Here is a 21196-nt window from a genome sequence, read left to right on the forward strand (position 1 = left end):
ACCCATGAAAGACCTTAAGTCTTACCTTTCAGGCACAATCGCCACCGCTGCCCTGTTTGCCGTCCTCGGGTCGCAGGCGATTGCGGAAACCAGCATGGAAATCGAGGCGGGTATCGGCGGTGCTGACCCCGACCCCGACGCGCCGCTGGTGGCGCTGGGCGAACCGCCGATCCCGTTGGACAACCCGCAGACCGACGCCAAGATCGAACTGGGCAAGATGCTGTTCTTTGACGCCCGTCTGGGCGGCAACCCGTCGACCCCATGCTCGGCCTGTCACCTGCCCGATGTGGGCTGGGACGTCGAGGCGCCGATCTCGTTCGGCTATCCCGGCACAACCCACTGGCGCAACAGCCAGACCATCGTGAACTCGGCCTATTACGGCAAGCTGTTCTGGGCGGGCTCAAGCAAAAGCCTAGAAAGCCAAGCCAAATCCGCCGCCGGTGGCGCGGTTGCGGGCAACGGTGAGGCCGACATGATGGAGGCGCGGCTGGCCTTCGTTCCCGAATATGTCGAACGGTTCAACGACGTGTTCGGCGACCAGTGGCCGCGCATCTCGAACGCATGGCGGGCTATCGCCGCGTTCGAACGCACAATCGTTCAGACCGACACCCCCTTCGACAATTACCTGCGCGGGGATGATGCGGCGCTGACTGACGAACAGAAACGCGGGCTGGAATTGTTCACCGGCAAGGCGCAATGTTCCGAATGCCATAACGGCGCGCTGCTGTCGGATGAGAAATACTACAACACCGGCGTACCGACTTATGACGGCTGGGAAGAGGACGGGCTGGCGCAGGTCACCTTCCGGTACGAGCTTTACGCCAAAGGCTCGACCGAGGATTTCTACCGCCACACCAAGGACGATCCCGGCTTCTATTTCCGCACCAAGGAAAAGGCCGACAAGGGCAAGTTCCGCACACCAAGCCTGCGCTACACCCTCTATACCGAACCCTACATGCACAACGGCATGTTGGAGACGCTCGAGGATGTGGTTGAATTCTACAATCAGGGCGGCGGTGAGAACGAGTTCGCTGAAAACAAATCCCCGCTGATCCAACCCCTTGGCCTGAACGATCAGGAAAAGGCGGATCTGGTGGCCTTCCTGAAATCCCTGTCCGGCGCGGAAATCCTGATCGAGGAACCCGACCTGCCGGATTATCAGCCGCTTCCTGCGGCAGCAGAGGAGTAAGCGTCATGACAGATCATAACGCAACCGGATGCAGCTGTTCGGGCGAGGCCAAAAAGGCCTGCACCGTGAACCGCCGCCAGTTCCTGTTCGCCTCGGGTGCCACGACCTTTGCCGTGATGGTGGCCATGCCTACCCGCCACGGTCAAGCCGAACAGGTGCCCGCATTGGTGTCCACCTATCCGCGCAAGCTGATCGGCAAGCTCTCTGAGTTAGAGCAGGATGTGCCGGTCGAGTTCTACTACCCGGATGAGGGCGACTATTCGGACTCGATCCTGGTCAAGACCGGCGTGGAAAGCGGCGGCGGCATCGGTCCGCAGCGGGACGTTGTGGCCTTCAACCTCACCTGCACCCATCAGGGCGGGTCGATGTATGACAGCTACAAGCCCGAACATAAGGTGCTGGGCCCATGCCCGCTGCACCTGTCCACCTATGACGTGACACGGCATGGCATCCTCGTTTCGGGGCAGGCCTACCAGTCGCTGCCGCAGGTCCTTTTAGAACTGGATGGCGATGACATCTATGCCGTTGGCATGTTCGGCCTGATCTACGGCCGCTACGACAACCTCATTGCATAAGGGGAGGGGAGACTGACAATGGCAACCCCGTATTACGTACCCGAAACCAACGTCCCGCTGCCGCCCAAGGGGGCCGAGGTCATCTCGACCGCCTGCGACTACTGCATCGTGGCTTGTGGTTACAAAGTCTATCGCTGGCCTGTGACGGCCAAACCCGGTGGCCCCACGGCGGACGAAAACGCCTTTGGCGAGGATTTTCCCGTTGCGCCCTTGGGTGCCTGGGTCGCGCCGAACCAGCACAATATCGTTCTGCACAAAGGTCAGCCGCACCATGTGGTGATCATTCCCGACAAGGACACGCAATACGTCAACACCGACGGTGACAGTTCCTTGCGGGGCGGGTGTATCGCGCAGAAATGCTATAACCCTCAGACCCCAACACGCGACCGTCTGAAGACGCCGCTGATGCGGATTTATGGCACGCTGATGCCGGTTCCGTGGGATCTGGCGCTGGATGTGGCGGCGGAGGTGGGCAACCACGTCATCGCCAAACACGGCACCAATGCCTATGGCGTGAAAACTTTCAGCTACCAGTATATCGAGAACACCTATGCGATCTCGAAATACGCGCTGCGCCATATCAACACCGCGAACTTCACCTTCCACGACACGCCGTCCGACGTGACCTCGACCCCCGGTTTCCGGGATGCGGGTTTCGACAATTTCGGCCCGTCCTACGAGGACTGGCGGGATGCGGAAACTCTGTTGGTCTGCGGCACCGACCCGTATGAGACCAAGACCATCCTCTATACCCAGTGGATGATGAAGGGGATGCAGAACGGTCAGAAAGAAATCTATCTGATCCCGCGCCGGTCGGCCGGTGTGGCCCATGCTGAGAAAATGGGCGGTCTGCATATCGACGTTCTGCCCGGCACCGACCTGCTGGTCGTCAACGCCATTGCCCGTGTCATCGTGGAAAATGGCTGGGAGGACAGCGACTGGATCAAGAAATGGGTCAATAACAAGTGGGAGAGCTCCTCGGGCTTCGGTCAGGGCACTCGGAACACGCCATGGCAGTGGCGTACGACCTGGGGCAAGTTCCAGACCAAGGGTTTCGAGGATTGGAAAGAATGGTTGCTGTCGCAGGACGAGTTCTCGCCTGAGGCCGCTGCCGCCATGGCCGAAATCGACGTGCAGAAAATCTATACTGCCGCCGAATGGCTGGCCAAACCCAAGGCAGATGGCACACGGCCCAAAACCTCGGTGATGATCGAGAAGGGGTTCTACTGGTCCAACAACACCGGCAACACGCAGGCGATTTCCGCTTTGGGCATCATCTGCGGCTGCGGCGGGCGTCCGGGTCAGGTCATTGGCCGGGCCGGCGGTCACCAGCGGGGCGGCGTGAAGGGCGGGAAATACCCGCGCAACAAATCGCCCGAGAAACTGCCGGGCCGCCGTCGCCGCGCCATGGATACCGACCGGTATCTGATCGCAGGTCATACCCGTATGGCCCATGTGATCGGCACAACATGGATTCAATCCATGTGCGGCAGCCAGCAACTGGCCGACAAGTTCGAGGAACTGACCGTCCGCAACCCGCACCAGATCGCCAGCTTCGACAAGCAAGAGATGATCGACACGCTGAAAGCCCGCGCCGACAGCGGCGGTATGGTGGTGATCAACCAGGACATCTATTTGCAGGACCCGATCGGCAACCGCTATGCTGACATCGTGTTCCCAGCGGCGACATGGGGCGAAGAGGACTTCCTGCGGGCCAACGGCGAACGTCGTCTGCGCCTGTACCAGAAGTTCTATGATGCCCCCGGTGCGGCAAAACCCGACTGGTGGATTATCGCGCAACTGGCGCAACGCATGGGCTTTGACGGGTTTGACTGGCAGAGCTCGAACGAAGTCGCGGAAGAGGCCGTGCGCTTTACCCGCGGGTCACGCAAGGACTTCCACGCCGTCTATCGTTTGGCCAAGAAGGAAGGCAAAGGCCTGCACCAGAAAGTCCGCGAATTCGGCACCGACGGCGTGCAATGCCCGGTCATGCTGGATGCGGATGGCGTCACGCTGATTGAAACCAAGCGTCTGCACGACACCACCCGAACCCTGCCCGATACCGGAGCAGCTGGCGCGGATGTGTTCAACAAGAAGCTGACGCATTTCAACAGCCAGACCGGCAAGTGCAACATCCAGAAATCGCCCTGGGGTCTGTTCTCGGACTATTGGGAATGGCTGAAACCCAACAAGGAAGAAGGCGAGCTTTGGGCCACATCCGGTCGGATCAACGAGCGCTGGCAGTCCGGTTTCGACGACCGCCGCCGTCCGTATATCGTGCAGCGCTGGCCGGAAAACTGGGTTGAGATTCACCCCGACGATGCGGCCGAGCGTGGCGTCGAAAGCGGCGACTATGTGATGGTCTATTCGGAACGCGTTCCGGGCAACAAGCACACGCTGCTGGGTGTGGAGGGCGATGACTTCCAGTTCTCGAAATTGATGGAGAACGGGCATATCGAATTGACCAAAGCGGCGATCACCGCCGTGGCCATGGTTACGCCCGCCATCAAGAAAAGCGTGGTTTACATGGACTTCCTGCACATGCAGCAGCCTGCGAATGCGCTTGAGGGCCGGATCGTCGACTGGATCAGCGGCAACTACAACTACAAGATGGGCGTTGCCAAGCTGCGCAAACTGGGGCCGAGCCCCTACAAGACCTCGTTCCGCACGATGTCCTTCGCGCCGCGCGATATCGCCTGACGGCTTTCCGGGGGGCGGTCGCCATGCCGCCCCTCGGATCTGGTCCCACTGCAGAAGGGACCTCGGGCCGGGCGTCCCCGGTTCACTGGAAGGCAGGTATCGGTTGGGAAACCTGCCTTCCATTTTCACCCAATCTGTCCCGACCGCAAACATGGCAGACCCGATATGAATATCCATTCCGATACCGCCCTGCGCGACGAGGCCGCCAGCCTGTTTTCCGAACTGGCAAAATCCAGCTATGACGTGATCCGCCTGCGCGCCATTCAGGCGCTGAGCACCATCGGCGCAGGCAACTGCCCCGCGCTGGTCGAGGCGCTGCTGGATGACGATGAAGACGTCCGTCAGGACGCCGCGCAGGCGCTGGGTGCGCTGGGCGTACAGGACGCCGCGCCGCAATTGTTGGAAAACCTGATCCACGATCCCTGTGGCGATGTGAAACTGGCCTGCGTCTCCGCTCTGGCCGCCTTGAAATCCGAAGACGCCGCGCCTTACCTGCGCACCCTCGTCACCGGACGAGGCGAAGACATCACCTGGGACGAGGACGAGTTGCATCAGGACGAATGGGACGATTGGCTTGATACTCAGATCGCCGCGATGAAGGCGCTGGGTCAGATGGGTGACGCTGAGGCGATTGAGCCCATCGTCATGGCGTTGATGGACGAAGACGGGCAGGAACTGGGTGATGTGGCCTGCGAAGCGCTGGGGCGGATTGGCGAGCCTGCCGTGCCGACTTTGGGTGTATTCGCCCAATCCTCGAACCGCCGCCTGCGCCACCGCGCGCTGCGGACATTGGCGACGATTGGCGGCGCCGAGGCCGAAAGCATTCTCCGCAAGGCTTTGAAAGACAAGGACGGAGCGGTGCGCCTGATCGCCTATGAGGCGCTGATGCCGAACGACCCGGCGCTGGTCGAGCAGGCTCTGACCGATGCGGTCGAAGACATCCGGATCTCGGCGCTGAACCTATCGGGCTTCTCGGAACCCGAACTGCTGGATCGCATGATGCGCGACCCCGGTGCCAAGGTGCAATTGGCTCTGCTCGCACGTCTCGACCGCAGCACGCCGATCTCTGACCATGACGACCTGCGCTGGCAGGTGCTGGATTTCCTGGCCACCGGTCAACAGCCCGAGGTTTCGGCACAGGCGCTCGGCCTGCTGGCGGCGCTGGCCTCCGAACTGGTGGCCAACCGTCTGAACGCGCTGTTTTCGGTTGACGCGGATGACCTTCAGGCCGAACGCCTGCAATGGGCCATCGTCGATGCGCTGGCGACCTCGCCCCTGCGCGAGGCGGCGGAATGGCTGCAACGCGCCTGCCGCTCACCCTTCCGCTCAGTGCGGCTGAAGGCGGTGGCGTCGCTGGCGATGATCGTCACCGATGACGCCCGCCCGCATGTGAACCAGCAGCAGGGTCGCGAGTTGCTGCTGTCTTTCGCACTGGCCCCGATGCCGATCGCCGATGAGACCGAGGTCGAGGCCCCGCAAACCGACATTGCCGCGCTGCGAGAGGCCGGGCTGGATGTCTCGGAAGAGGGCGAAAACGGCCCGACCTCCAGCCTTGGTGCGATCCTTGGCCATGACGCCATCGCGGCGGAAATGACGCAGGAGGCCGAGGAGGATGAGGTTCAGCCTCTCACCCCGCGCGAGCAGGCGCTGCTGGCCAAGGCCATGCGTCATCCCAAACGCCGCCGTGTCGCGCTGGACGACAATACCGAGGCGTTGGAGCGTGAAACCCGCATGTCCGCCATCCGCCTGCTGGGCGAGGTGAAGGGAATGCAGATCATGCTGGCGCAAATCGCCAAGGACCCCGAGGCCGACATCGCCGCGCAGGCGCTTTCGGCGCTGGGTGTCTCGGTTGCGCGCCATGGGGCGGAGCTGGAGCAGGAGCAACTGGTGGAGCTGATCACCCAAGCCATGTCGCACACCGATTCGAACCTGTCCCTGCAGGCGCTCAATCTGCTGCAACAGGCGGACCTGCCGCCGCAGGACGCGCTGCGCGGCAAGCTGCGGGCGATGCTGAAAACCGGCGATACTCCGTTCCGCATCGACGCCATGTGCATCCTGACCGGATGGGACGGCACCCCGGATGTGGCGCGCAACCTGCTGGACGACGTGTCGGCCCCGGTCAGGCAGGCGGCGATGCGGCTGTTGTCGGACATAGCGCCGGATCAGGCCGGGGCGGCCATTGTGCCCTTCCTGCTGGCCAATCCGGAACAACGCATCGTGACCTATGTCAATGACAACACCCCCGCGCTGGTATCCATTGGCCGCAGATTGCTGACCGAACTGCGCGACCATGACCGGCGCGCCCAGTGGCCAGTGATGATCAACGCATTGGCCGACCTGCTGAGGGCTCCCTCGCGCGCGGCCTGACTGCCGGAGGAACGGATGACACGCACAGGCAAGGCCATTGCGGCGCTGGTGATTACGGTGGCGACGGGGTTTGGCTCTTCCGCACAGGCCGAAGAGTTGCCCGAGGTCGCCGTGGTACATCAGATCATCGATCTGAATGCCGACACACCCGCCCACGCCTTTCGCTTTGAACCCAAGCTGCTGCAGGTTCCGGCCGGGGCCACGGTGCGGTTCAAGGGATCGACCGGGCGGCACACGGTCTCGGCGATCCTGCGCATGATCCCGGTGGGTGCGCGCAGTTTCGAAATCCGGGGCAAGCCGGTGATGGACCTGACCTTTGACAAGGAAGGCGTTTACGGCATCCGTTGCCGCGTGCATGGTCGGCACGGAATGGTCATGCTGCTGGTGGTCGGCGATCCCAGCGTGAATCTGGAAGAAGCCAAGGCCTACCTGCCCAAACTTGGCGAGGCGGAACGCGCCGGTTTCGAGGAACTTTTTGACTATCTGGAGGCACAAAATGGCTGATGGCTGCGGCTGCGACCGCCACGCCCATATGTACCTGTCCGTGGACGACGCCCTGCGGCGAGGTCTGTCCGTTGCCGAACCCCTTGTGGACACCGAGACTTTGCCGCTGACGCAGGCGATCGGTCGGGTGCTGGCCGAGGATTGCAACAGCAAGGTCGACATGCCCGCCTTCGACAACTCGGCCATGGATGGCTATGCCGTCCGGACCAGTGATCTGGGCGCAGGCCCCGTGTTCGAGTTGCCGGTGGCCGGACGCGTGGCGGCTGGCGACAGCGGCGCCCATGACGCCCCTGAAGGCAGCGCCTTGCGCATCTTCACGGGCGCACCCGTTCCACCCGATTTCGATGCGGTGCTGATGCAGGAAGATTGCGATCTTCGCAGCGATCGCATCCAGTTCGGCCGCCGCCCAGAACCCGGTCAGCACATCCGCCGCGCGGGCGAAGACCTGAAGGCCGGTGCCCCGATCCTGCGACGCGGCTGCGAGATTACCGCGCGCGAGGCCGCCGCCTTGGCCTCCTCGGGTTATGGAGAGGTTGAGGTCTACCGCAAGCTCAGGGTCACGATCTTCTCGACCGGCAGCGAGTTGCGCCAGCCGGGTGAAGCGCTGGGGCCGGGGCAGATCTATAACTCAAACCGCTACATGCTGCTGGCCTTGCTGGACAAGGCATGGATCGATCTGACTGACAAGGGGCCGGTCGAAGATTCGCCTGCGCTGTTGGAACAGGTGTTGCGCGAGGCTTGCGATACCTCTGATCTGATCGTCACCACCGGCGGCGTGTCGGTGGGCGACGAAGATCACATGCCGCGCCTGTTCAGCGAAATCGGCGGCGAGACCGATGTGATGAAAGTGGCGATGAAACCCGGTAAGCCGATCATGTTCGGACGCCGGGGCGCTGCGCTTTATGTCGGGCTGCCGGGCAATCCGGTATCCGCCTATGTCACCTGGCAGATCATCGGGGCGCAGATGATGGCCCGCCGCGCGGGGCTGCACCGGACTGCACGCACCCCCGAACGCGCTGTTCTGGCCGAACCGCTTGAACGCAGGGCAGGGCGCAGGGAATACCGTCCGGTCCGTATCGAAGGCGCGACAGCGGACGGCACACCGCGCCTGCGCCTGATGGCCGCGTCCTACAGCGGACGTGTTGCCCTTCTGGCGCAGGCTGATGGCCTTGCGGTCATCCCGGCCGAGACCGAAGCGCTGCTAGCCGGTGGCGCGCTGGATTTCATCCGGTTCTGAGCAGATCACACCCCGTTCCGCCGCGCGCCTCCTGTTCTTGCAAGGGGCCAGCGGCAGCGTCTACAAATAATCCGTGCCAGCCAGAGATATCTATGGTCAAAGAACATATCCTTGTTGTCGATGACGACCCGCAGATCACCTCGTTCCTGCAACGCTATCTGGAAAAGCAGGGCTGTCAGGTGACCTGTGTCGCTGAGGGCAATGCCATGGACGCGGTGCTGGAGCGGGAAGAGGTCGACCTGATCCTGCTGGATATCGGCCTGCCGGGGCGCAACGGCTTTGACATCACGCGCGAGCTGCGGCTGAACTCGAACATCCCGATCATTGTGCTGTCGGGCCGGGACGAGATTTTTGACCGCGTTGTCGGGCTGGAATTCGGCGCTGATGACTATATCACCAAACCGTTCGAAGCGCGCGAGGTATTGGCGCGCATCCGCTCGGTCCTGCGCCGCGCCCGTCCCGACGACAAGCCGGTCAACGGCGCCGAGATGCCCCTGATCACTTTCGGCGACTGGGTTTTGAACGTAAACCAACGCAGCCTGACCGCGGCGGGAGCGGCTGAGCCCACCCTATTGACCACCACCGAATTCGAAGTGCTGCAGGCCTTCGTCACCAACCCCCATATGGTGTTTTCGCGCGATCAGTTGCTCGACAAGGCGCGCGGGCGCGAGACCTTCGTGGGCGATCGCACGATCGACGTGCATGTTGCGCGCCTGCGCAAGAAGATCGAGCCCGATCCCGCCGCGCCGACATTTATCAAGACCGTGCATGGGATCGGCTATTGCTTTGCCGCAAATGTGCGCAAGTCCAACGGCTAGGCGATGTCCTTGTACATATAGGTGGTTGGCTCCAGCCGATCTTCGAACGGATTGCGGCAATAGTTCGGAATCTCTCCGGCAATCTGAAAACCCAGCGATTGGTACAACAGGCGCGAGGGGTCGCTGCTGCGGGTGTCCAGCACCAGCACCGTGCGTCCCAATTGTTGCGCACGCTCTTCCAGCGCCGCCATCAGCGCCCGACCCAATCCACGACGACGCGCCCGGGGGTGGACCAGCAGCTTAGCCACGTCTGCGCGATGGGGCTGGTTCGGCATCGCAGCCGGTATCAGTTGCACCGTGCCCAGAATGCGCCCGTCGACATAAGCCGTGAACAGGTCCAGCATCCCGGCTTGCAATTCGGCACGCACGTGATCCCGCCAATAGCTGCGGGCGTCCTCTTTCGCGAAGGGCAGGATAAACCCAATGCTGGCGCCATCGTGGACACAGCCATGCAGGATGTCGGTCAGATCCTCAAGCGCCCCGTCGAAATCTACGTCAGACAATCGCGTGATCATATCAGCACCAACAGATATCGCGCGCCGCGTGCGGGGCCGGTCTGAAACCGGGTCGCGCTAGACAGATGGTATCGCAGGCAATCGCCACCGCCGAGAGTGTGATCGACGCCATCCACCGTCAAAGTCAACTCGCCATCCAACATGATCAGATGATGTTCCTGCCCCGGTTTCGGAGGGCTGTCATAGCTGATCTCGGTCTCGGGGGGCAGGTGACCTTCCATGACCTCGCCACTCAACCCCGTGGCTGGGGGCGAGACGGAGCGGCGGGTGAACCCGGTTTCGGGGTCGCGCCATTCGGGCTGGCGTTCAAAGGGAACGCGCGGCTCGAAACTGTCCTCGACCATCATCAGCAGGCGCGACATCGGCAGGCCATAGGCCGCGCAAAGGCGACCCAGAGTTTCCGCCGTCGGGCTGACATCGCTTTTCTCCATCCGGGACAGCGTGGCGCGGCTGACGCCGCTCTGCTTGGCCAGCTGATCAAGGGACCAGCCGCGGCTTTGCCGCAACTCATTCAGCCGCGCAGCAAGGCGATGAGAAAGATTATCTAACACCGGTCATATATGGGAATCATGCTCATATGTGGGATTACTGCTTTAAATTATTGATCGTGTAAACAAAAAAGAGCGCGGAATCTACCGCGCTCTTTGGACTGCCCAAAGGGATGGAATTTACTTCCAGCCAACCTCGTTAAAGATTTTCTGCGCCTCAGGGATGTTTTTGGCAACCTCGGACAGGTTCACCTCATCCGCTTTGAATTCACCAAGTTGTTTGACCGAGTCTGCAAGGTCGACGCTCACAACAGCAGGAAACTCGTCATTGCCTGCCGAGAAATATTGCTGCGCCTGATCGCCGGCCAAATATTCGAGGAACAGAACAGCGTTTTCCTTGTTGGGTGCGTTGGCCGCAACGCCGGCGCCCGACAGGTTCATATGCGCGCCATAGCTGTCCTGGTTCGGGAATACGAAGCCAACCTTGTCAAGGTCATCGGAAAGGCCTTTGACATCTTTGCGGATCGCGCGCGAGAAGTAATATGTGTTCGAAACGGCGATCTCACATTCACCGGATACGATACCACGCAATTGATCGGTATCGCCCCCTTGCGGTTCACGGGCCATGTTGTCGACGATACCCGCTGCCCAGTCTTTTGCGGCCTCGGCACCTTCATGCGTGATGATGGATGCAAGCAGCGTCTGGTTGTAGGTATTGGTCGACGACCGGATGCAGACCTGCCCCTTATATTCCGGTTTCGCCAGATCGGCGTAGGTTGCAGGCGGGTTTTCGACATTTTCCTTGTCGAAAAAGATGATGCGCCCGCGCTGTGAGAAGCCGTACCACTGGTTGTCGCTGTCCTGCAGGTTCGCAGGGATGCGCTCTTCCAGAACCGCACTTTCGATCGGTTGCAGGATACCCGCGTTCTTGGCGCGCGCCAGTCGCGATGTATCTACGGTCAACAGGATATCGGCAGGAGAGTTTGCGCCCTCGGCTTCCATCCGCGCGATCAGCTCATCCGCTTTGCCTTCGATGCGGTTGATGGTGATGCCGGTGGCCTCTTCGAAATCGGAATACAGACGCTCATCGGTGTCATAATGGCGCGAGGAATAGAGGTTCAGCTCGCCTTCGGCGATGGCCGAGGTGGCCACCAGAGTGGTCAGTGCGGCTGCGACGCAAGTGGAGGATTTCAGCATGATGTGTCCCAAAATTAGAATACGCTGCGGGTCATAACCCGACTGATTTAGTCAATTAAACGATTCTGACGGGGATGCAAGGTAATCCGACAAATTTAGTTGGGCAAAAGGTCGCTGGTATCCGCGAAGGAAAAATGAATTCGAAGAGCACCGGCTCAGAGCGGCCATGCATGTTCGACAATCGCTGAGATCGGAAATTTGCCTGCCCGGCTTTCATTGACTAGGCTGCCCTGCATGCAGCCAAATGCACACTTTGCCGACTTATCGGGTATGCCTGTTGCGCGGCCACTTGTCGTCAACGGAACACGCTTTCCGATGGTGGACGTTGGTCATGGCGAGCCCATTTTGTTTGTACATGGTGCGTGGGCAGACCACCGAATTTGGTGTGGCTTTTGGCAACCGGTGTCGCGCAAGGCACAATTCATGGCGATTACCCAGCGTCATTTCGGTGATTGGAACTGGCCGGACGATAAACCGTTTGCGCGCCGCGTTCACACAGAAGATCTAATCGACATTTTGTGCGTGTTAGAGAAACCCGTTCATCTTGCTGGCTGGTCATACGCGGGTGGCATCTTGCTTCGCGCGGCGGCAACGGTACCCGAACGTGTCCTTTCGCTGGCTATCTTTGAGCCATCTTTTGAATGCGAGCCACCGACAGAACACGGATCGCTAAAACTTGCGCGGGAGGTCGCGTGGAATCGTCTGGAGCAGGCTTATAAGTTGGCCCAAAGCGGCGATTTGGAGCGCGGGATAAGTGTTGGTCTTGAAGCGGTTTACAATTTGAAGGCAGGAGGATTCTCAGAACTTCACCCAGACTTTCAGAAAGTGCACCTGGAAAATCGCCATACGATGCTGCCCGATTTAAATGCAGAAACAGCCAACCCGCTTTCACCTCAAGAGTTTTCCAGCATCGGTTGCCCAACCTTGATCATGTACGGAGAAAATACTCTGGAACAGTACCGGTTGATGGCAGAATATACGTGTCAAAAAGTTGATGGCGCAAAGCTGGTGATAGTGCCCGGAGTGAGCCATGGCGCACCGGTTCAACGACCTGACGTGTTGGCCAATGCGATTTTGGAGTTCGTTCTCGAACTAGCCGCGTCTTGCAGTAAATAATTCCCATCGGCAGGTCGTCTGCCAGCGAACACAGGCACTCTTTGCGCATAAAAAAACCGCACCCGAAGGCGCGGTTTTTTCAATTCGGAATATGCAGTTCTTAGCCCTGGCGAGCTTTGAACTTGCGCTGCGTCTTGTTGATCACGTAGACGCGGCCTTTGCGACGCACAACCCGGCAATCACGGTGCCGGTTCTTGAGCGAGCGGAGCGAGTTCTTGACCTTCATGGGTCTGTCTCCAATCTGCGGCGCCTTCATCAAAGACGTGGCCAGCGCCTGGGTTTGTCGGGTGTCCCGGATGCCCGGAACAGTGAATTCATGGTGGGCGGTACAAGGATCGAACTTGTGACCCCTTCGATGTCAACGAAGTGCTCTACCGCTGAGCTAACCGCCCACTGAAACCTTTGCGTGACCTGCCCCATAACGAAATGGGGCGCGGAACCCCGCGCCGGTAGCGGGGTCTATAAAAGGAGTCGTTGGGGGGATCAAGGGGTTTGGAAGAACTATTTTCCGGTCTATGTTCAATGCGAATGAACGGAAGGGCACATGACAATAGCTGCATCCAACGCCACCTATCTACTGGATATGCCTGCCAGGCGCACGTCCTGCGTGGTTTTTGCCTCGCCGCATAGTGGCCGGACCTATCCGGCCTCGTTGCTGAAGCGATCGGTGTTGAACCGAAATGTGATTCGTTCCTCCGAAGATGCCTTTGTCGATCAGCTGTTTGATTCAGCCCCGGTCTTTGGGGCGCCCTTGCTGGCCGCTGCGATGCCGCGCGCCTATCTCGATCTGAACCGCAGCGCGGATGAGCTGGATCCTGCTCTGATCCAGGGCGCACGCCGACAAGGGCACAACCCGCGCGTTGCCTCGGGCCTGGGCGTGATTCCACGCGTCGTTGCGAACGGTCGGGCGATCTACAACGGTAAGCTGACGATGGACGAGGCGCGGTTGCGGATCGACACCTATTGGCGTCCCTATCATCAGCGTCTCAAAACGCTGCTGGCCGAATCGCACGCAGCCTTCGGACAAGCGATTCTGATCGATTGCCACTCGATGCCGCATGAGGCCGTGGCGATGGCCAATGGCGCGCGGAACGCACGGCCCGAGATCGTGTTGGGGGATCGGTTTGGCGCATCGGCCTCGGGCGTGATCGTGGATCAGATCGAATCGGCCTTTGCCTCGGCGGGGCTGAATGTGGTGCGCAACACGCCCTTTGCAGGGGCCTATGTCACCCAGACCTATGGCCGGCCCGCGCGTCATCAGCACGCGATCCAGATCGAGATCGACCGCTCGCTCTATATGGATGAGGATACGATTCAGCCCAATGGCAATTTTCAGGCCTTCCGCGATCTGCTGCGGCGGGTGACGGCGGATATCGCCGCCATCGGGTCCGAGCCGCAGCAACTGGCAGCTGAATAACCTAGCGCAGCGCGCGGCCCTTCACGATGGCATCCGTTCCGAACCGCCGCCGGATTTCATCGGTGGCGCGTTCCGCCTGCGAACGTTGCACCGCGCCGGGGTCGAGCAGATCACCCGAGATATCGGCCTGATCTTCCGGGCACAAATCGGACAACCCGCAGCCCAGCAGGCGATAGGGGCCCTGATCGCCCACCTGATCGAACAGGCCCCGCGCGGTGCGATAGATGCGGTCGGCAATCTGCGTTGCATCGCGCAGTGACACCCGCCGCGTGATGATCTTGTGATTGGCCCGTTTCAGTTTCAGCGTCACCACCCGCCCGGCCAGCCCCTTGGCCTTGGCCCGGTCAGCCACCTTTTCGGACAGACGCCAGATATGCCCGTCCAGTATGTCGGTGCTGGCCGTATCCTCGAAAAACGTGGTCTCATTGCTGATCGATTTCATCGGCGTATGGGCCGAAACCCGACGCTTGTCCTGTCCGCGCGCCAGATGCCACAGGCGATAGCCCATCGACCCGAACCGAGCGGTCAGCGCCTCCTGATCCCAGCGCAACAGGTCGCTGAAGGTGCGAATGCCTGCCCGGTCCAGCGTCTCCTGCGCTGCCGGACCAATGCCCCAGATCAGGCGCACCGGCTTGTCGTGCAGAAATTCCGCCGTCTCGGCCTTGCCGATCACCGAAAACCCGCGCGGCTTGTCGAGGTCCGAGGCCACCTTGGCCAGAAACTTGTTATGGCTAAGCCCGATCGAGCCGGTCAGCCCCAGCTCATCCTTCATCCGTTTGACCAGCCGGGCCAGCATCACCGCAGGCGGCGCGCCGTGCAGCCGCTGGGTGCCGGACAAATCCATGAATGCTTCGTCCAGTGACAGGGGCTCCACATCCGGTGTCAGTTCATCCATCATCGCGCGGATTTCGCGGGAGACGCTGGCATAAAGCGACATGCGCGGCTTGATCACCACCGCATCAGGGCACAGGGCCAGCGCCTTGAACATCGGCATCGCCGAGCGCACGCCACGAATACGCGCCACGTAACAGGCGGTCGAGACAACGCCGCGCTTGCCACCCCCAATGATCACTGGCTTGTCCGCCAGATCGGGATTGTCGCGCTTCTCGACCGACGCATAAAACGCGTCGCAATCCATATGTGCGATGGTCAGGTCAAACAGTTCGGGATGCGATTTCACACGCGGGCTGCCGCAGGACGGGCAGCGCCGTTTGTCGGTCAGCATGGTCAGGCAATCTCGGCAAATGGCTGGCATGGCAGGGTCCCGGATCCGAAGCGCCTTGGAATGTTCGATCAATGGGGTAGAATCTACCGCGCCTTATGACAAAGAAAAAGCTAGATATGGAGTTTACCGGAGCCAAAGTCGCCCTGTTCCTTGGCGAGGCATTACTCGTCATCCAGCGGGACGACAAGCCGGGCATTCCCTTTCCAAACCACTGGGATTTCCCGGGCGGGGGACGCGAGAGCGGGGAAACGCCAATGGCATGTGTTCTGCGGGAAACAGCCGAAGAGGTTGGCCTGTATCTGCAGGCAGACGATCTGTTCTGGTCTCGTCAGTATGATCAGAGCTGGTTTTTCGTCGCGCGACGTCCGCCCGGGGATGTTGGCCTGATCCGCTTTGGCGACGAAGGGCAGGGGTGGCAGTTGATGCGACCACACGATTTTCTGTCGAACCCCCTGGCAATCCCACATTTCAGGCATCGCCTTCGGGATTACCTGTTCGAAGAAAACAGGCTGTGATTCAGGAATAGGATTTACAAGAAAACCCCCCGCAACGGCGGGGGGAAAGGTAACGGACCTCAGGAAGTCACAGTCCGTTGGGGAGTGTCTTGCCCCCAGAATCGCTTAAAATAGCTGTTTTCGATAGGCGTAAGCGTTGAATTAGAAAACTCGCATGTTTCATGTGTGTTTTCGGGCACAGGGACGTTTTGGCGCAGAAACGGCAAAAATTGACGTTACGTCAATTGGTTGTCTGCCATAACCGCCCTAATACCCGCTGATTCCGCGCGGGATTTAATGCCGTGTCAAAGAATTTAACTCGTTCAGAACCGCCTGCGCTGCGGCCTTCGGATCGTCGGCCTGATAGATCGGACGGCCTACAACGATATGGTCCGCACCATCTCCGATTGCGCTGGCTGGGGTGGCCACACGTTTCTGGTCGCCCAGTGCAGCCCCCGCAGGCCGTACGCCGGGGGTGACGATCAACCGGCCCTCTGCCTGTGGCAGGGCGCGGATCAGGGCGGCCTCCTGCGGGCTGGCGATGACGCCATCGGCCCCGGCCTCCAGCGCGCGCGCCGCACGTTCGACCACCAGCTCCTGAACGTCGCCAGCCTTCAGCAGGCTGGCATCCAGATCGTCCCGGTTCAGCGAGGTCAGGATGGTCACCGCCAGAATTTTCAGATCCTTGCCCGAGGCCCCTTCCTTCGCCGCGCGCACCACATGCGGGTCGCCATGCACGGTCAGGAAATCCAGATCGAACTGCGCCAGCCCCCGCACAGCGTTTTCCACCGTATTGCCGATGTCGAACAGCTTCATGTCCAGAAAGATGCGCTTGCCGTGATCCTGTTTCAGCTCATTGGCCAGCGCCAGCCCGCCACCGGTCAGCATGCCCAGCCCGATCTTGTAGAACGAGACGCTGTCGCCCAGCCGCTCGGCCATGGCCAGCCCCTGCAGGGCGTTGGGAACATCAAGGGCTACGATCAGGCGGTCATCGGACATTGGGGGCTCCTTTTTGGCAAACGACTGCGTCCTAACGGGTTCGGGCCTCTCTGTCCATGCGCGAGGTGGCCGGCCTGTGCTATGATGACGTCAATTTAAAACAGCATTTCGCAAAGAAAGGGACAGGAAATGAAGAAACTGCTTTTGGTGGGCGTGGTCCTTATGATGGCCGCTTGTGAAGAACCAACGCTGGAGACGCCGGAAACCGGGGCCGCGCCCGCCCCGACAAATGACGATTTGCGTCTGGTGGGTGGCTACAGATCCGAGGATGACTGGTGCCAGCTCACCGGTGAAACGGCATTTACCGGCAATTTCCTTGATCACACGGCGGATCTCGTTTCCTGCCCGACAGGCAGCGCGGCGGCGCAATCGCTGGTCGATGATTTGGGCGCGGTTCAGGTGGCCGAAACCGGAGGCTACACCGTCTATACGATCCAGCGCGAATAGCGCGGGATTCTGCCGCCCAGCCTCTTGAACCGCCAGAGATATTTCCCAGATTGAATGTGAGGCTTCGACCGATGCGTGCCGCCTGGCGGGCGCGTCACACCGGGGCGCTTAAGAGAAGGAGAATAAAATGGACTTGAACAAGTTCACCGAGCGGGCACGGGGCTTCGTGCAGGCCGCGCAAACGATTGCGCTGCGCGAGGGGCATCAGAGGCTGGAGCCCACACATATACTCAAGGCATTGATGGATGACGATCAGGGGCTGGCCAGCAACCTGATCACACGCGCTGGCGGTGCGCCCAGCCGCGTGGTTGAGGCGCTGGATGCCGCGATGGGGAAAATCCCCAAGGTTAGCGGTGACGCCAGCCAGATTTACATGGACGGCCAGACCGCCAAGGTTCTGGATGAGGCCGCCAAAATCGCCACCAAGGCGGGCGACAGCTTTGTCCCGGTCGAGCGGGTGCTGATGGCGCTGTGCATGGTGAAATCCAAAGCCAAAGAGGCGTTGGAAGCCGGTGCTGTGTCGGCCCAGAAACTGAACGAAGCGATCAACGACATCCGCAAGGGTCGCACCGCTGACACCGCCTCGGCGGAAGAGGGCTATGACGCGCTTAAGAAATACGCGCGCGACCTGACCGAGGCTGCGGCTGAGGGCAAGATCGACCCGATCATCGGGCGGGATGAGGAAATTCGCCGTTCGATGCAGGTTCTGTCGCGTCGAACCAAGAACAACCCGGTTCTGATCGGGGAGCCCGGCGTCGGCAAAACCGCGATTGCCGAGGGTATGGCCCTGCGCATCGTCAATGGCGACGTGCCGGAATCGTTGAAGGACAAGAAGCTGCTTGCGCTCGACATGGGTGCGCTGATCGCCGGTGCGAAATACCGTGGTGAGTTCGAAGAACGCCTCAAAGCCGTTCTGACCGAAGTGACCGAAGCCGCCGGTGAGATCATCCTGTTCATCGACGAGATGCACACACTTGTCGGCGCGGGTAAATCCGACGGCGCGATGGATGCCGCCAACCTGATCAAGCCTGCGCTTGCCCGGGGTGAGCTGCATTGTATCGGTGCGACCACGCTGGATGAGTATCGCAAATACGTCGAAAAAGACGCGGCCCTTGCGCGCCGGTTCCAACCCGTGATGGTCACCGAACCGACGGTCGAGGACACGATCAGCATCCTGCGTGGCATCAAGGAAAAGTACGAGCTGCACCACGGAGTGCGCATCTCGGACTCGGCGCTGGTATCGGCGGCGACGCTGTCACACCGCTATATCACCGACCGCTTCCTGCCCGACAAAGCCATCGACCTGGTCGATGAAGCGGCATCGCGTTTGCGGATGGAGGTGGATTCCAAGCCCGAGGAACTGGATCAGCTTGATCGTCAAATCCTGCAGATGCAGATCGAGGAAGAAGCGCTGAAGCTTGAGGACGATGCAGCCTCAAAAGATCGACTGGAAACATTGCAAAAGGATCTGGCCGACCTGCAGGAGAAATCCGCCGAGATGACCGCCCAATGGCAGGCCGAACGCGACAAGCTGGCTGGCGCGCGCGATTTGAAGGAAAAGCTCGACAAAGCGCGAGCCGATCTGGAGATCGCCAAGCGTGAAGGCAATCTGGCGAAAGCCGGGGAGCTGTCCTATGGCGTCATCCCTGAGCTTGAGAAACAGCTGACCGAGGCCGAAAACGCCGAAAGCAACGCCATGATGGCCGAGGAGACGGTGCGTCCGGAACAGATCGCCTCGGTGGTCGAACGCTGGACCGGTATCCCGACATCGAAAATGCTGGAAGGTGAGCGCGAGAAACTGCTGCGGATGGAGGACGATCTGCATTCCCGCGTGATCGGTCAGGATGCGGCGGTGACTGCCGTCGCCAACGCCGTGCGCCGTGCGCGTGCGGGCCTGAATGACGAAGGTCGCCCGCTGGGCTCATTCCTGTTCCTCGGCCCAACCGGCGTGGGTAAGACCGAGCTGACTAAGGCCGTGGCGAACTTCCTGTTCGACGACGACAACGCGATGGTGCGCATTGATATGTCCGAGTTCATGGAGAAACACGCGGTCGCCCGTCTGATCGGTGCCCCTCCGGGCTATGTTGGTTATGACGAAGGCGGTGTGCTGACCGAAGCCGTGCGGCGCAGGCCCTATCAGGTCGTGCTGTTTGACGAGGTTGAAAAGGCGCACCCGGACGTTTTCAACGTGCTGTTGCAGGTTCTCGACGATGGTGTTCTGACCGATGGTCAGGGCCGGACCGTGGACTTCAAGCAGACGCTGATCATCCTGACGTCGAACCTTGGGTCGCAAGCGCTGAGCCAGTTGCCGGAAGGTGCGGACAGCGCGCAGGCACGGCGGGATGTGATGGATGCGGTCCGGGCGCATTTCAGGCCAGAATTCCTGAACCGTCTGGACGAGACGATCATCTTCGACCGGCTCAAGCGGGCCGATATGGATGGCATCGTCGATATCCAGATGGCACGTCTGCAGAAACGTCTGGCCGCCCGCAAGATCGAGCTGGCCATGGATGATGACGCCAAGGAATGGCTGGCCAACGAAGGTTATGATCCGGTCTTCGGTGCCCGCCCGCTGAAGCGCGTGATCCAGCGCGCCCTGCAGAACCCGCTGGCCGAAGCGCTGCTCGCCGGTGAGATCAGAGATGGTGAAACCGTTCCGGTCTCTGCGGGCTCGGATGGCCTGATCATCGGCGATCGGCTGGGCACTTCTGAACGGCCCCGTCCGGATGATGCCGTGGTGCACTAAACATGAAAGACCCGCCGCATTGGCGGGTCTTTTTCATATGGGGCTGGCAAGACCCTGTTGCAGATGGCCGATGACGGTATCGAGCTTATCCTTGGCCTTGTCGATGGGCAGTCGCACGGTGAAGCGCAGTTTTACGATGCAGTCGTCAACCACCCCTAGCGCCAGCAGTTCGGTTGATCCGTCCGATGAAACCGTCTCGGCGCGCAAAGGGAGCGGCTGTTCCGCGTCCTGTATTTGATAGGCGTTGACCTCTCCAAGTTGCACACCTTTCTTCTCAGCCACGATCAATATGTCGCGCGCCGCTTGTTTGAAGCTTTCCAGCGCCAGTTCAGGCGTCACCTTGTCCCGCTGATGGTCGTAGAAAAAAACCGTCAGCTTGGAGGATGGGTTGGTGAATCTCCGCGAATACCCGAGGCCGGGTTTCTCATCCTCATAGCTGCGAGAGCCGGTCTGTTTCAAATCGCTTAGAAATGCAGGTGCCGCATCAAAGAGTTTTTGACAGGACTGCAAATCAGCGAACACGGGATTGGCCAGAAGCAAGAACGTGAACAGCAGGGATCGGAACATGATCTGAATATTTAATGGTGGCTAAATTTGTGCAACGAGTAATTTCATAGCTTAGCGGCGAAACTGTGGCTTTGCGTGACGGTTTCCGGGCTGCTCAAGATCAGGATTGAACTTGTACAACTCGGACGATCCGCCCGATACGTTACAATTCGTTCGCTCAATCGTTACGCCTGTTTCTTTGGCTCTGTGCTATCAGCACATTACCTCAACCCCGAGGACAACTGATTACGGAGACCTAGATGGCGCATCGCTGGACCAACACTTTGACACATGCCGACGTCACCCCACGGGCGGCGTTTCTGAACCGGCGGCAGGTTATGGCCGGGCTGGCAGGTGTGGGCCTGGCAGGGATGGCGCGGCCTGCGGCGGCGCAGGACTCTCTTGAGCCGAATACCTGGGAAGAGATCACCTCATACAACAACTTTTATGAATTCGGCACCCGCAAGGATGATCCGGCCAAATACGCACATACTCTGGTGACCGAACCCTGGAGCGTTCAGATCGACGGCCTTGTCGACCGCCCCGGCGAATATGACTTCAAGGACATCATGTCCGAGATGACGGTCGAAGAGCGCATCTATCGCTTTCGCTGTGT

The 21196-nt window shown here is 60.3% G+C and carries 20 protein-coding genes and 1 tRNA gene (1 of these 21 running past the window's edge); 13 read left to right on the forward strand and 8 right to left on the reverse strand.

Annotation, left to right across the window (positions count from 1 at the left end; translation table 11 throughout):
- The first annotated feature begins 4 nt into the window (after window positions 1–4).
- From ACR3E4_RS11500 to ACR3E4_RS11530, 7 genes are all read left to right on the forward strand, one after another.
- Window positions 5–1189, forward strand: a complete 1185-nt coding sequence (locus ACR3E4_RS11500; protein WP_480535463.1) for a cytochrome-c peroxidase — start codon at window positions 5–7, stop codon at window positions 1187–1189.
- 5 nt (window positions 1190–1194) lie between these two features.
- Window positions 1195–1764: an arsenate reductase (azurin) small subunit gene (locus ACR3E4_RS11505; protein ID WP_039543441.1), complete on the forward strand. Its 570-nt coding sequence runs from the start codon at window positions 1195–1197 to the stop codon at window positions 1762–1764.
- An 18-nt stretch (window positions 1765–1782) separates the two neighbouring features.
- The gene (locus ACR3E4_RS11510; protein ID WP_480535461.1) at window positions 1783–4464 is read left to right on the forward strand and encodes an arsenate reductase (azurin) large subunit; all 2682 of its coding nucleotides are present in this window, start codon (window positions 1783–1785) and stop codon (window positions 4462–4464) included.
- Between the two features lie 165 nt (window positions 4465–4629).
- Entirely contained in the window at window positions 4630–6831 is a 2202-nt protein-coding gene (locus ACR3E4_RS11515) for a HEAT repeat domain-containing protein (protein ID WP_480535460.1), read from the forward strand.
- A 15-nt stretch (window positions 6832–6846) separates the two neighbouring features.
- A complete protein-coding gene (locus ACR3E4_RS11520; RefSeq protein WP_480535458.1) occupies window positions 6847–7335 on the forward strand; it encodes a plastocyanin/azurin family copper-binding protein in 489 nt (162 codons plus the stop codon).
- Window positions 7328–8572, forward strand: coding sequence for a molybdopterin molybdotransferase MoeA (locus ACR3E4_RS11525; protein WP_480535457.1), 1245 nt, complete (start codon window positions 7328–7330; stop codon window positions 8570–8572). The genes ACR3E4_RS11520 and ACR3E4_RS11525 overlap by 8 nt, the downstream gene beginning before the upstream one ends.
- 92 nt (window positions 8573–8664) lie before the next feature.
- Entirely contained in the window at window positions 8665–9390 is a 726-nt protein-coding gene (locus ACR3E4_RS11530) for a response regulator (RefSeq protein ID WP_480535456.1), read from the forward strand.
- Here ACR3E4_RS11530 and ACR3E4_RS11535 read toward each other — a convergent pair.
- The 3 genes from ACR3E4_RS11535 to ACR3E4_RS11545 form a co-directional block, all read right to left on the reverse strand.
- Window positions 9387–9893 carry a GNAT family N-acetyltransferase gene (locus ACR3E4_RS11535; protein ID WP_480535455.1) on the reverse strand — a complete coding sequence of 169 codons (507 nt, stop codon included), beginning with the start codon at window positions 9891–9893 and terminating at the stop codon, window positions 9387–9389. The two genes, ACR3E4_RS11530 and ACR3E4_RS11535, sit on opposite strands and share 4 nt — an antisense overlap.
- An 8-nt stretch (window positions 9894–9901) precedes the next feature.
- A complete protein-coding gene (locus ACR3E4_RS11540) occupies window positions 9902–10456 on the reverse strand; it encodes a helix-turn-helix domain-containing protein (protein WP_480535454.1) in 555 nt (184 codons plus the stop codon).
- Window positions 10457–10573: 117 nt separating this feature from the next.
- On the reverse strand, window positions 10574–11590 hold the full coding sequence (locus ACR3E4_RS11545) for a Fe(3+) ABC transporter substrate-binding protein (RefSeq protein ID WP_480535452.1): 1017 nt from the start codon (window positions 11588–11590) through the stop codon (window positions 10574–10576).
- Window positions 11591–11824: 234 nt separating this feature from the next.
- On the opposite strand from ACR3E4_RS11545, the gene ACR3E4_RS11550 reads away from it, so the two are divergent.
- Entirely contained in the window at window positions 11825–12706 is an 882-nt protein-coding gene (locus tag ACR3E4_RS11550) for an alpha/beta fold hydrolase (RefSeq protein ID WP_480535451.1), read from the forward strand.
- A 100-nt stretch (window positions 12707–12806) separates the two neighbouring features.
- Here the strand turns inward: ACR3E4_RS11550 and ykgO are convergent, their stop codons facing one another.
- Together ykgO and ACR3E4_RS11560 are read right to left on the reverse strand one after the other, a co-directional pair.
- Window positions 12807–12932, reverse strand: a complete 126-nt coding sequence (gene ykgO, locus ACR3E4_RS11555) for a type B 50S ribosomal protein L36 (protein ID WP_005648635.1) — start codon at window positions 12930–12932, stop codon at window positions 12807–12809.
- 91 nt (window positions 12933–13023) lie between these two features.
- Window positions 13024–13098: transfer RNA gene (locus ACR3E4_RS11560), tRNA-Val, on the reverse strand.
- Between the two features lie 152 nt (window positions 13099–13250).
- On the opposite strand from ACR3E4_RS11560, the gene ACR3E4_RS11565 reads away from it, so the two are divergent.
- Window positions 13251–14123: an N-formylglutamate amidohydrolase gene (locus tag ACR3E4_RS11565; protein WP_480535450.1), complete on the forward strand. Its 873-nt coding sequence runs from the start codon at window positions 13251–13253 to the stop codon at window positions 14121–14123.
- 1 nt (window position 14124) lies between these two features.
- Here ACR3E4_RS11565 and ACR3E4_RS11570 read toward each other — a convergent pair whose 3' ends face one another.
- Window positions 14125–15378, reverse strand: coding sequence for a DNA polymerase IV (locus tag ACR3E4_RS11570; RefSeq protein ID WP_480535448.1), 1254 nt, complete (start codon window positions 15376–15378; stop codon window positions 14125–14127).
- An 86-nt stretch (window positions 15379–15464) separates the two neighbouring features.
- Here ACR3E4_RS11570 and ACR3E4_RS11575 point away from each other — a divergent pair, with 86 nt between their 5' ends.
- Window positions 15465–15863: an NUDIX hydrolase gene (locus tag ACR3E4_RS11575; RefSeq protein WP_480535546.1), complete on the forward strand. Its 399-nt coding sequence runs from the start codon at window positions 15465–15467 to the stop codon at window positions 15861–15863.
- Window positions 15864–16136: 273 nt separating this feature from the next.
- Here the strand turns inward: ACR3E4_RS11575 and pyrF are convergent, their stop codons facing one another.
- The gene (gene pyrF / locus ACR3E4_RS11580; RefSeq protein ID WP_480535447.1) at window positions 16137–16841 is read right to left on the reverse strand and encodes an orotidine-5'-phosphate decarboxylase; all 705 of its coding nucleotides are present in this window, start codon (window positions 16839–16841) and stop codon (window positions 16137–16139) included.
- A gap of 129 nt (window positions 16842–16970) precedes the next feature.
- On the opposite strand from pyrF, the gene ACR3E4_RS11585 reads away from it, so the two are divergent.
- Entirely contained in the window at window positions 16971–17288 is a 318-nt protein-coding gene (locus ACR3E4_RS11585; RefSeq protein WP_480535446.1) for a hypothetical protein, read from the forward strand.
- Window positions 17289–17415: 127 nt separating this feature from the next.
- Complete coding sequence (gene clpB, locus ACR3E4_RS11590) at window positions 17416–20034, forward strand: ATP-dependent chaperone ClpB (RefSeq protein ID WP_480535444.1); 2619 nt, start codon at window positions 17416–17418, stop codon at window positions 20032–20034.
- Between the two features lie 33 nt (window positions 20035–20067).
- On the opposite strand, the gene ACR3E4_RS11595 is transcribed toward clpB, so the two are convergent.
- Window positions 20068–20601 (reverse strand): hypothetical protein, encoded by a 534-nt coding sequence (locus ACR3E4_RS11595; protein WP_480535443.1) that lies wholly within the window; start codon window positions 20599–20601, stop codon window positions 20068–20070.
- Between the two features lie 239 nt (window positions 20602–20840).
- Between ACR3E4_RS11595 and msrP the strand changes: the two genes are divergently transcribed.
- Window positions 20841–21196 carry the 5' portion of a protein-methionine-sulfoxide reductase catalytic subunit MsrP gene (gene msrP, locus ACR3E4_RS11600; protein ID WP_480535441.1) on the forward strand. It continues 547 nt past the right edge of the window, so only the first 356 of its 903 coding nucleotides appear in the window; its start codon is at window positions 20841–20843; its stop codon lies beyond the right edge, outside the window.

Source organism: Ruegeria sp. AP11 (genome assembly GCF_056535865.1).

Bases quoted from the DNA above. Each gene is read 5' to 3' on its own strand.
- ACR3E4_RS11505 (WP_039543441.1), top strand. From the start codon at position 1,195: ATGACAGATCATAACGCAACCGGATGCAGCTGTTCGGGCGAGGCCAAA.
- ACR3E4_RS11545 (WP_480535452.1), bottom strand. From the start codon at position 11,590: ATGCTGAAATCCTCCACTTGCGTCGCAGCCGCACTGACCACTCTGGTG.
- ACR3E4_RS11550 (WP_480535451.1), top strand. From the start codon at position 11,825: ATGCAGCCAAATGCACACTTTGCCGACTTATCGGGTATGCCTGTTGCG.
- ACR3E4_RS11595 (WP_480535443.1), bottom strand. From the start codon at position 20,601: ATGTTCCGATCCCTGCTGTTCACGTTCTTGCTTCTGGCCAATCCCGTG.
- ACR3E4_RS11585 (WP_480535446.1), top strand. From the start codon at position 16,971: ATGAAGAAACTGCTTTTGGTGGGCGTGGTCCTTATGATGGCCGCTTGT.
- ACR3E4_RS11525 (WP_480535457.1), top strand. From the start codon at position 7,328: ATGGCTGATGGCTGCGGCTGCGACCGCCACGCCCATATGTACCTGTCC.
- ACR3E4_RS11510 (WP_480535461.1), top strand. From the start codon at position 1,783: ATGGCAACCCCGTATTACGTACCCGAAACCAACGTCCCGCTGCCGCCC.
- ACR3E4_RS11520 (WP_480535458.1), top strand. From the start codon at position 6,847: ATGACACGCACAGGCAAGGCCATTGCGGCGCTGGTGATTACGGTGGCG.
- ACR3E4_RS11515 (WP_480535460.1), top strand. From the start codon at position 4,630: ATGAATATCCATTCCGATACCGCCCTGCGCGACGAGGCCGCCAGCCTG.
- pyrF (WP_480535447.1), bottom strand. From the start codon at position 16,841: ATGTCCGATGACCGCCTGATCGTAGCCCTTGATGTTCCCAACGCCCTG.
- clpB (WP_480535444.1), top strand. From the start codon at position 17,416: ATGGACTTGAACAAGTTCACCGAGCGGGCACGGGGCTTCGTGCAGGCC.
- ykgO (WP_005648635.1), bottom strand. From the start codon at position 12,932: ATGAAGGTCAAGAACTCGCTCCGCTCGCTCAAGAACCGGCACCGTGAT.
- ACR3E4_RS11565 (WP_480535450.1), top strand. From the start codon at position 13,251: ATGACAATAGCTGCATCCAACGCCACCTATCTACTGGATATGCCTGCC.
- ACR3E4_RS11500 (WP_480535463.1), top strand. From the start codon at position 5: ATGAAAGACCTTAAGTCTTACCTTTCAGGCACAATCGCCACCGCTGCC.
- ACR3E4_RS11530 (WP_480535456.1), top strand. From the start codon at position 8,665: ATGGTCAAAGAACATATCCTTGTTGTCGATGACGACCCGCAGATCACC.
- ACR3E4_RS11575 (WP_480535546.1), top strand. From the start codon at position 15,465: ATGGAGTTTACCGGAGCCAAAGTCGCCCTGTTCCTTGGCGAGGCATTA.
- ACR3E4_RS11570 (WP_480535448.1), bottom strand. From the start codon at position 15,378: ATGCCAGCCATTTGCCGAGATTGCCTGACCATGCTGACCGACAAACGG.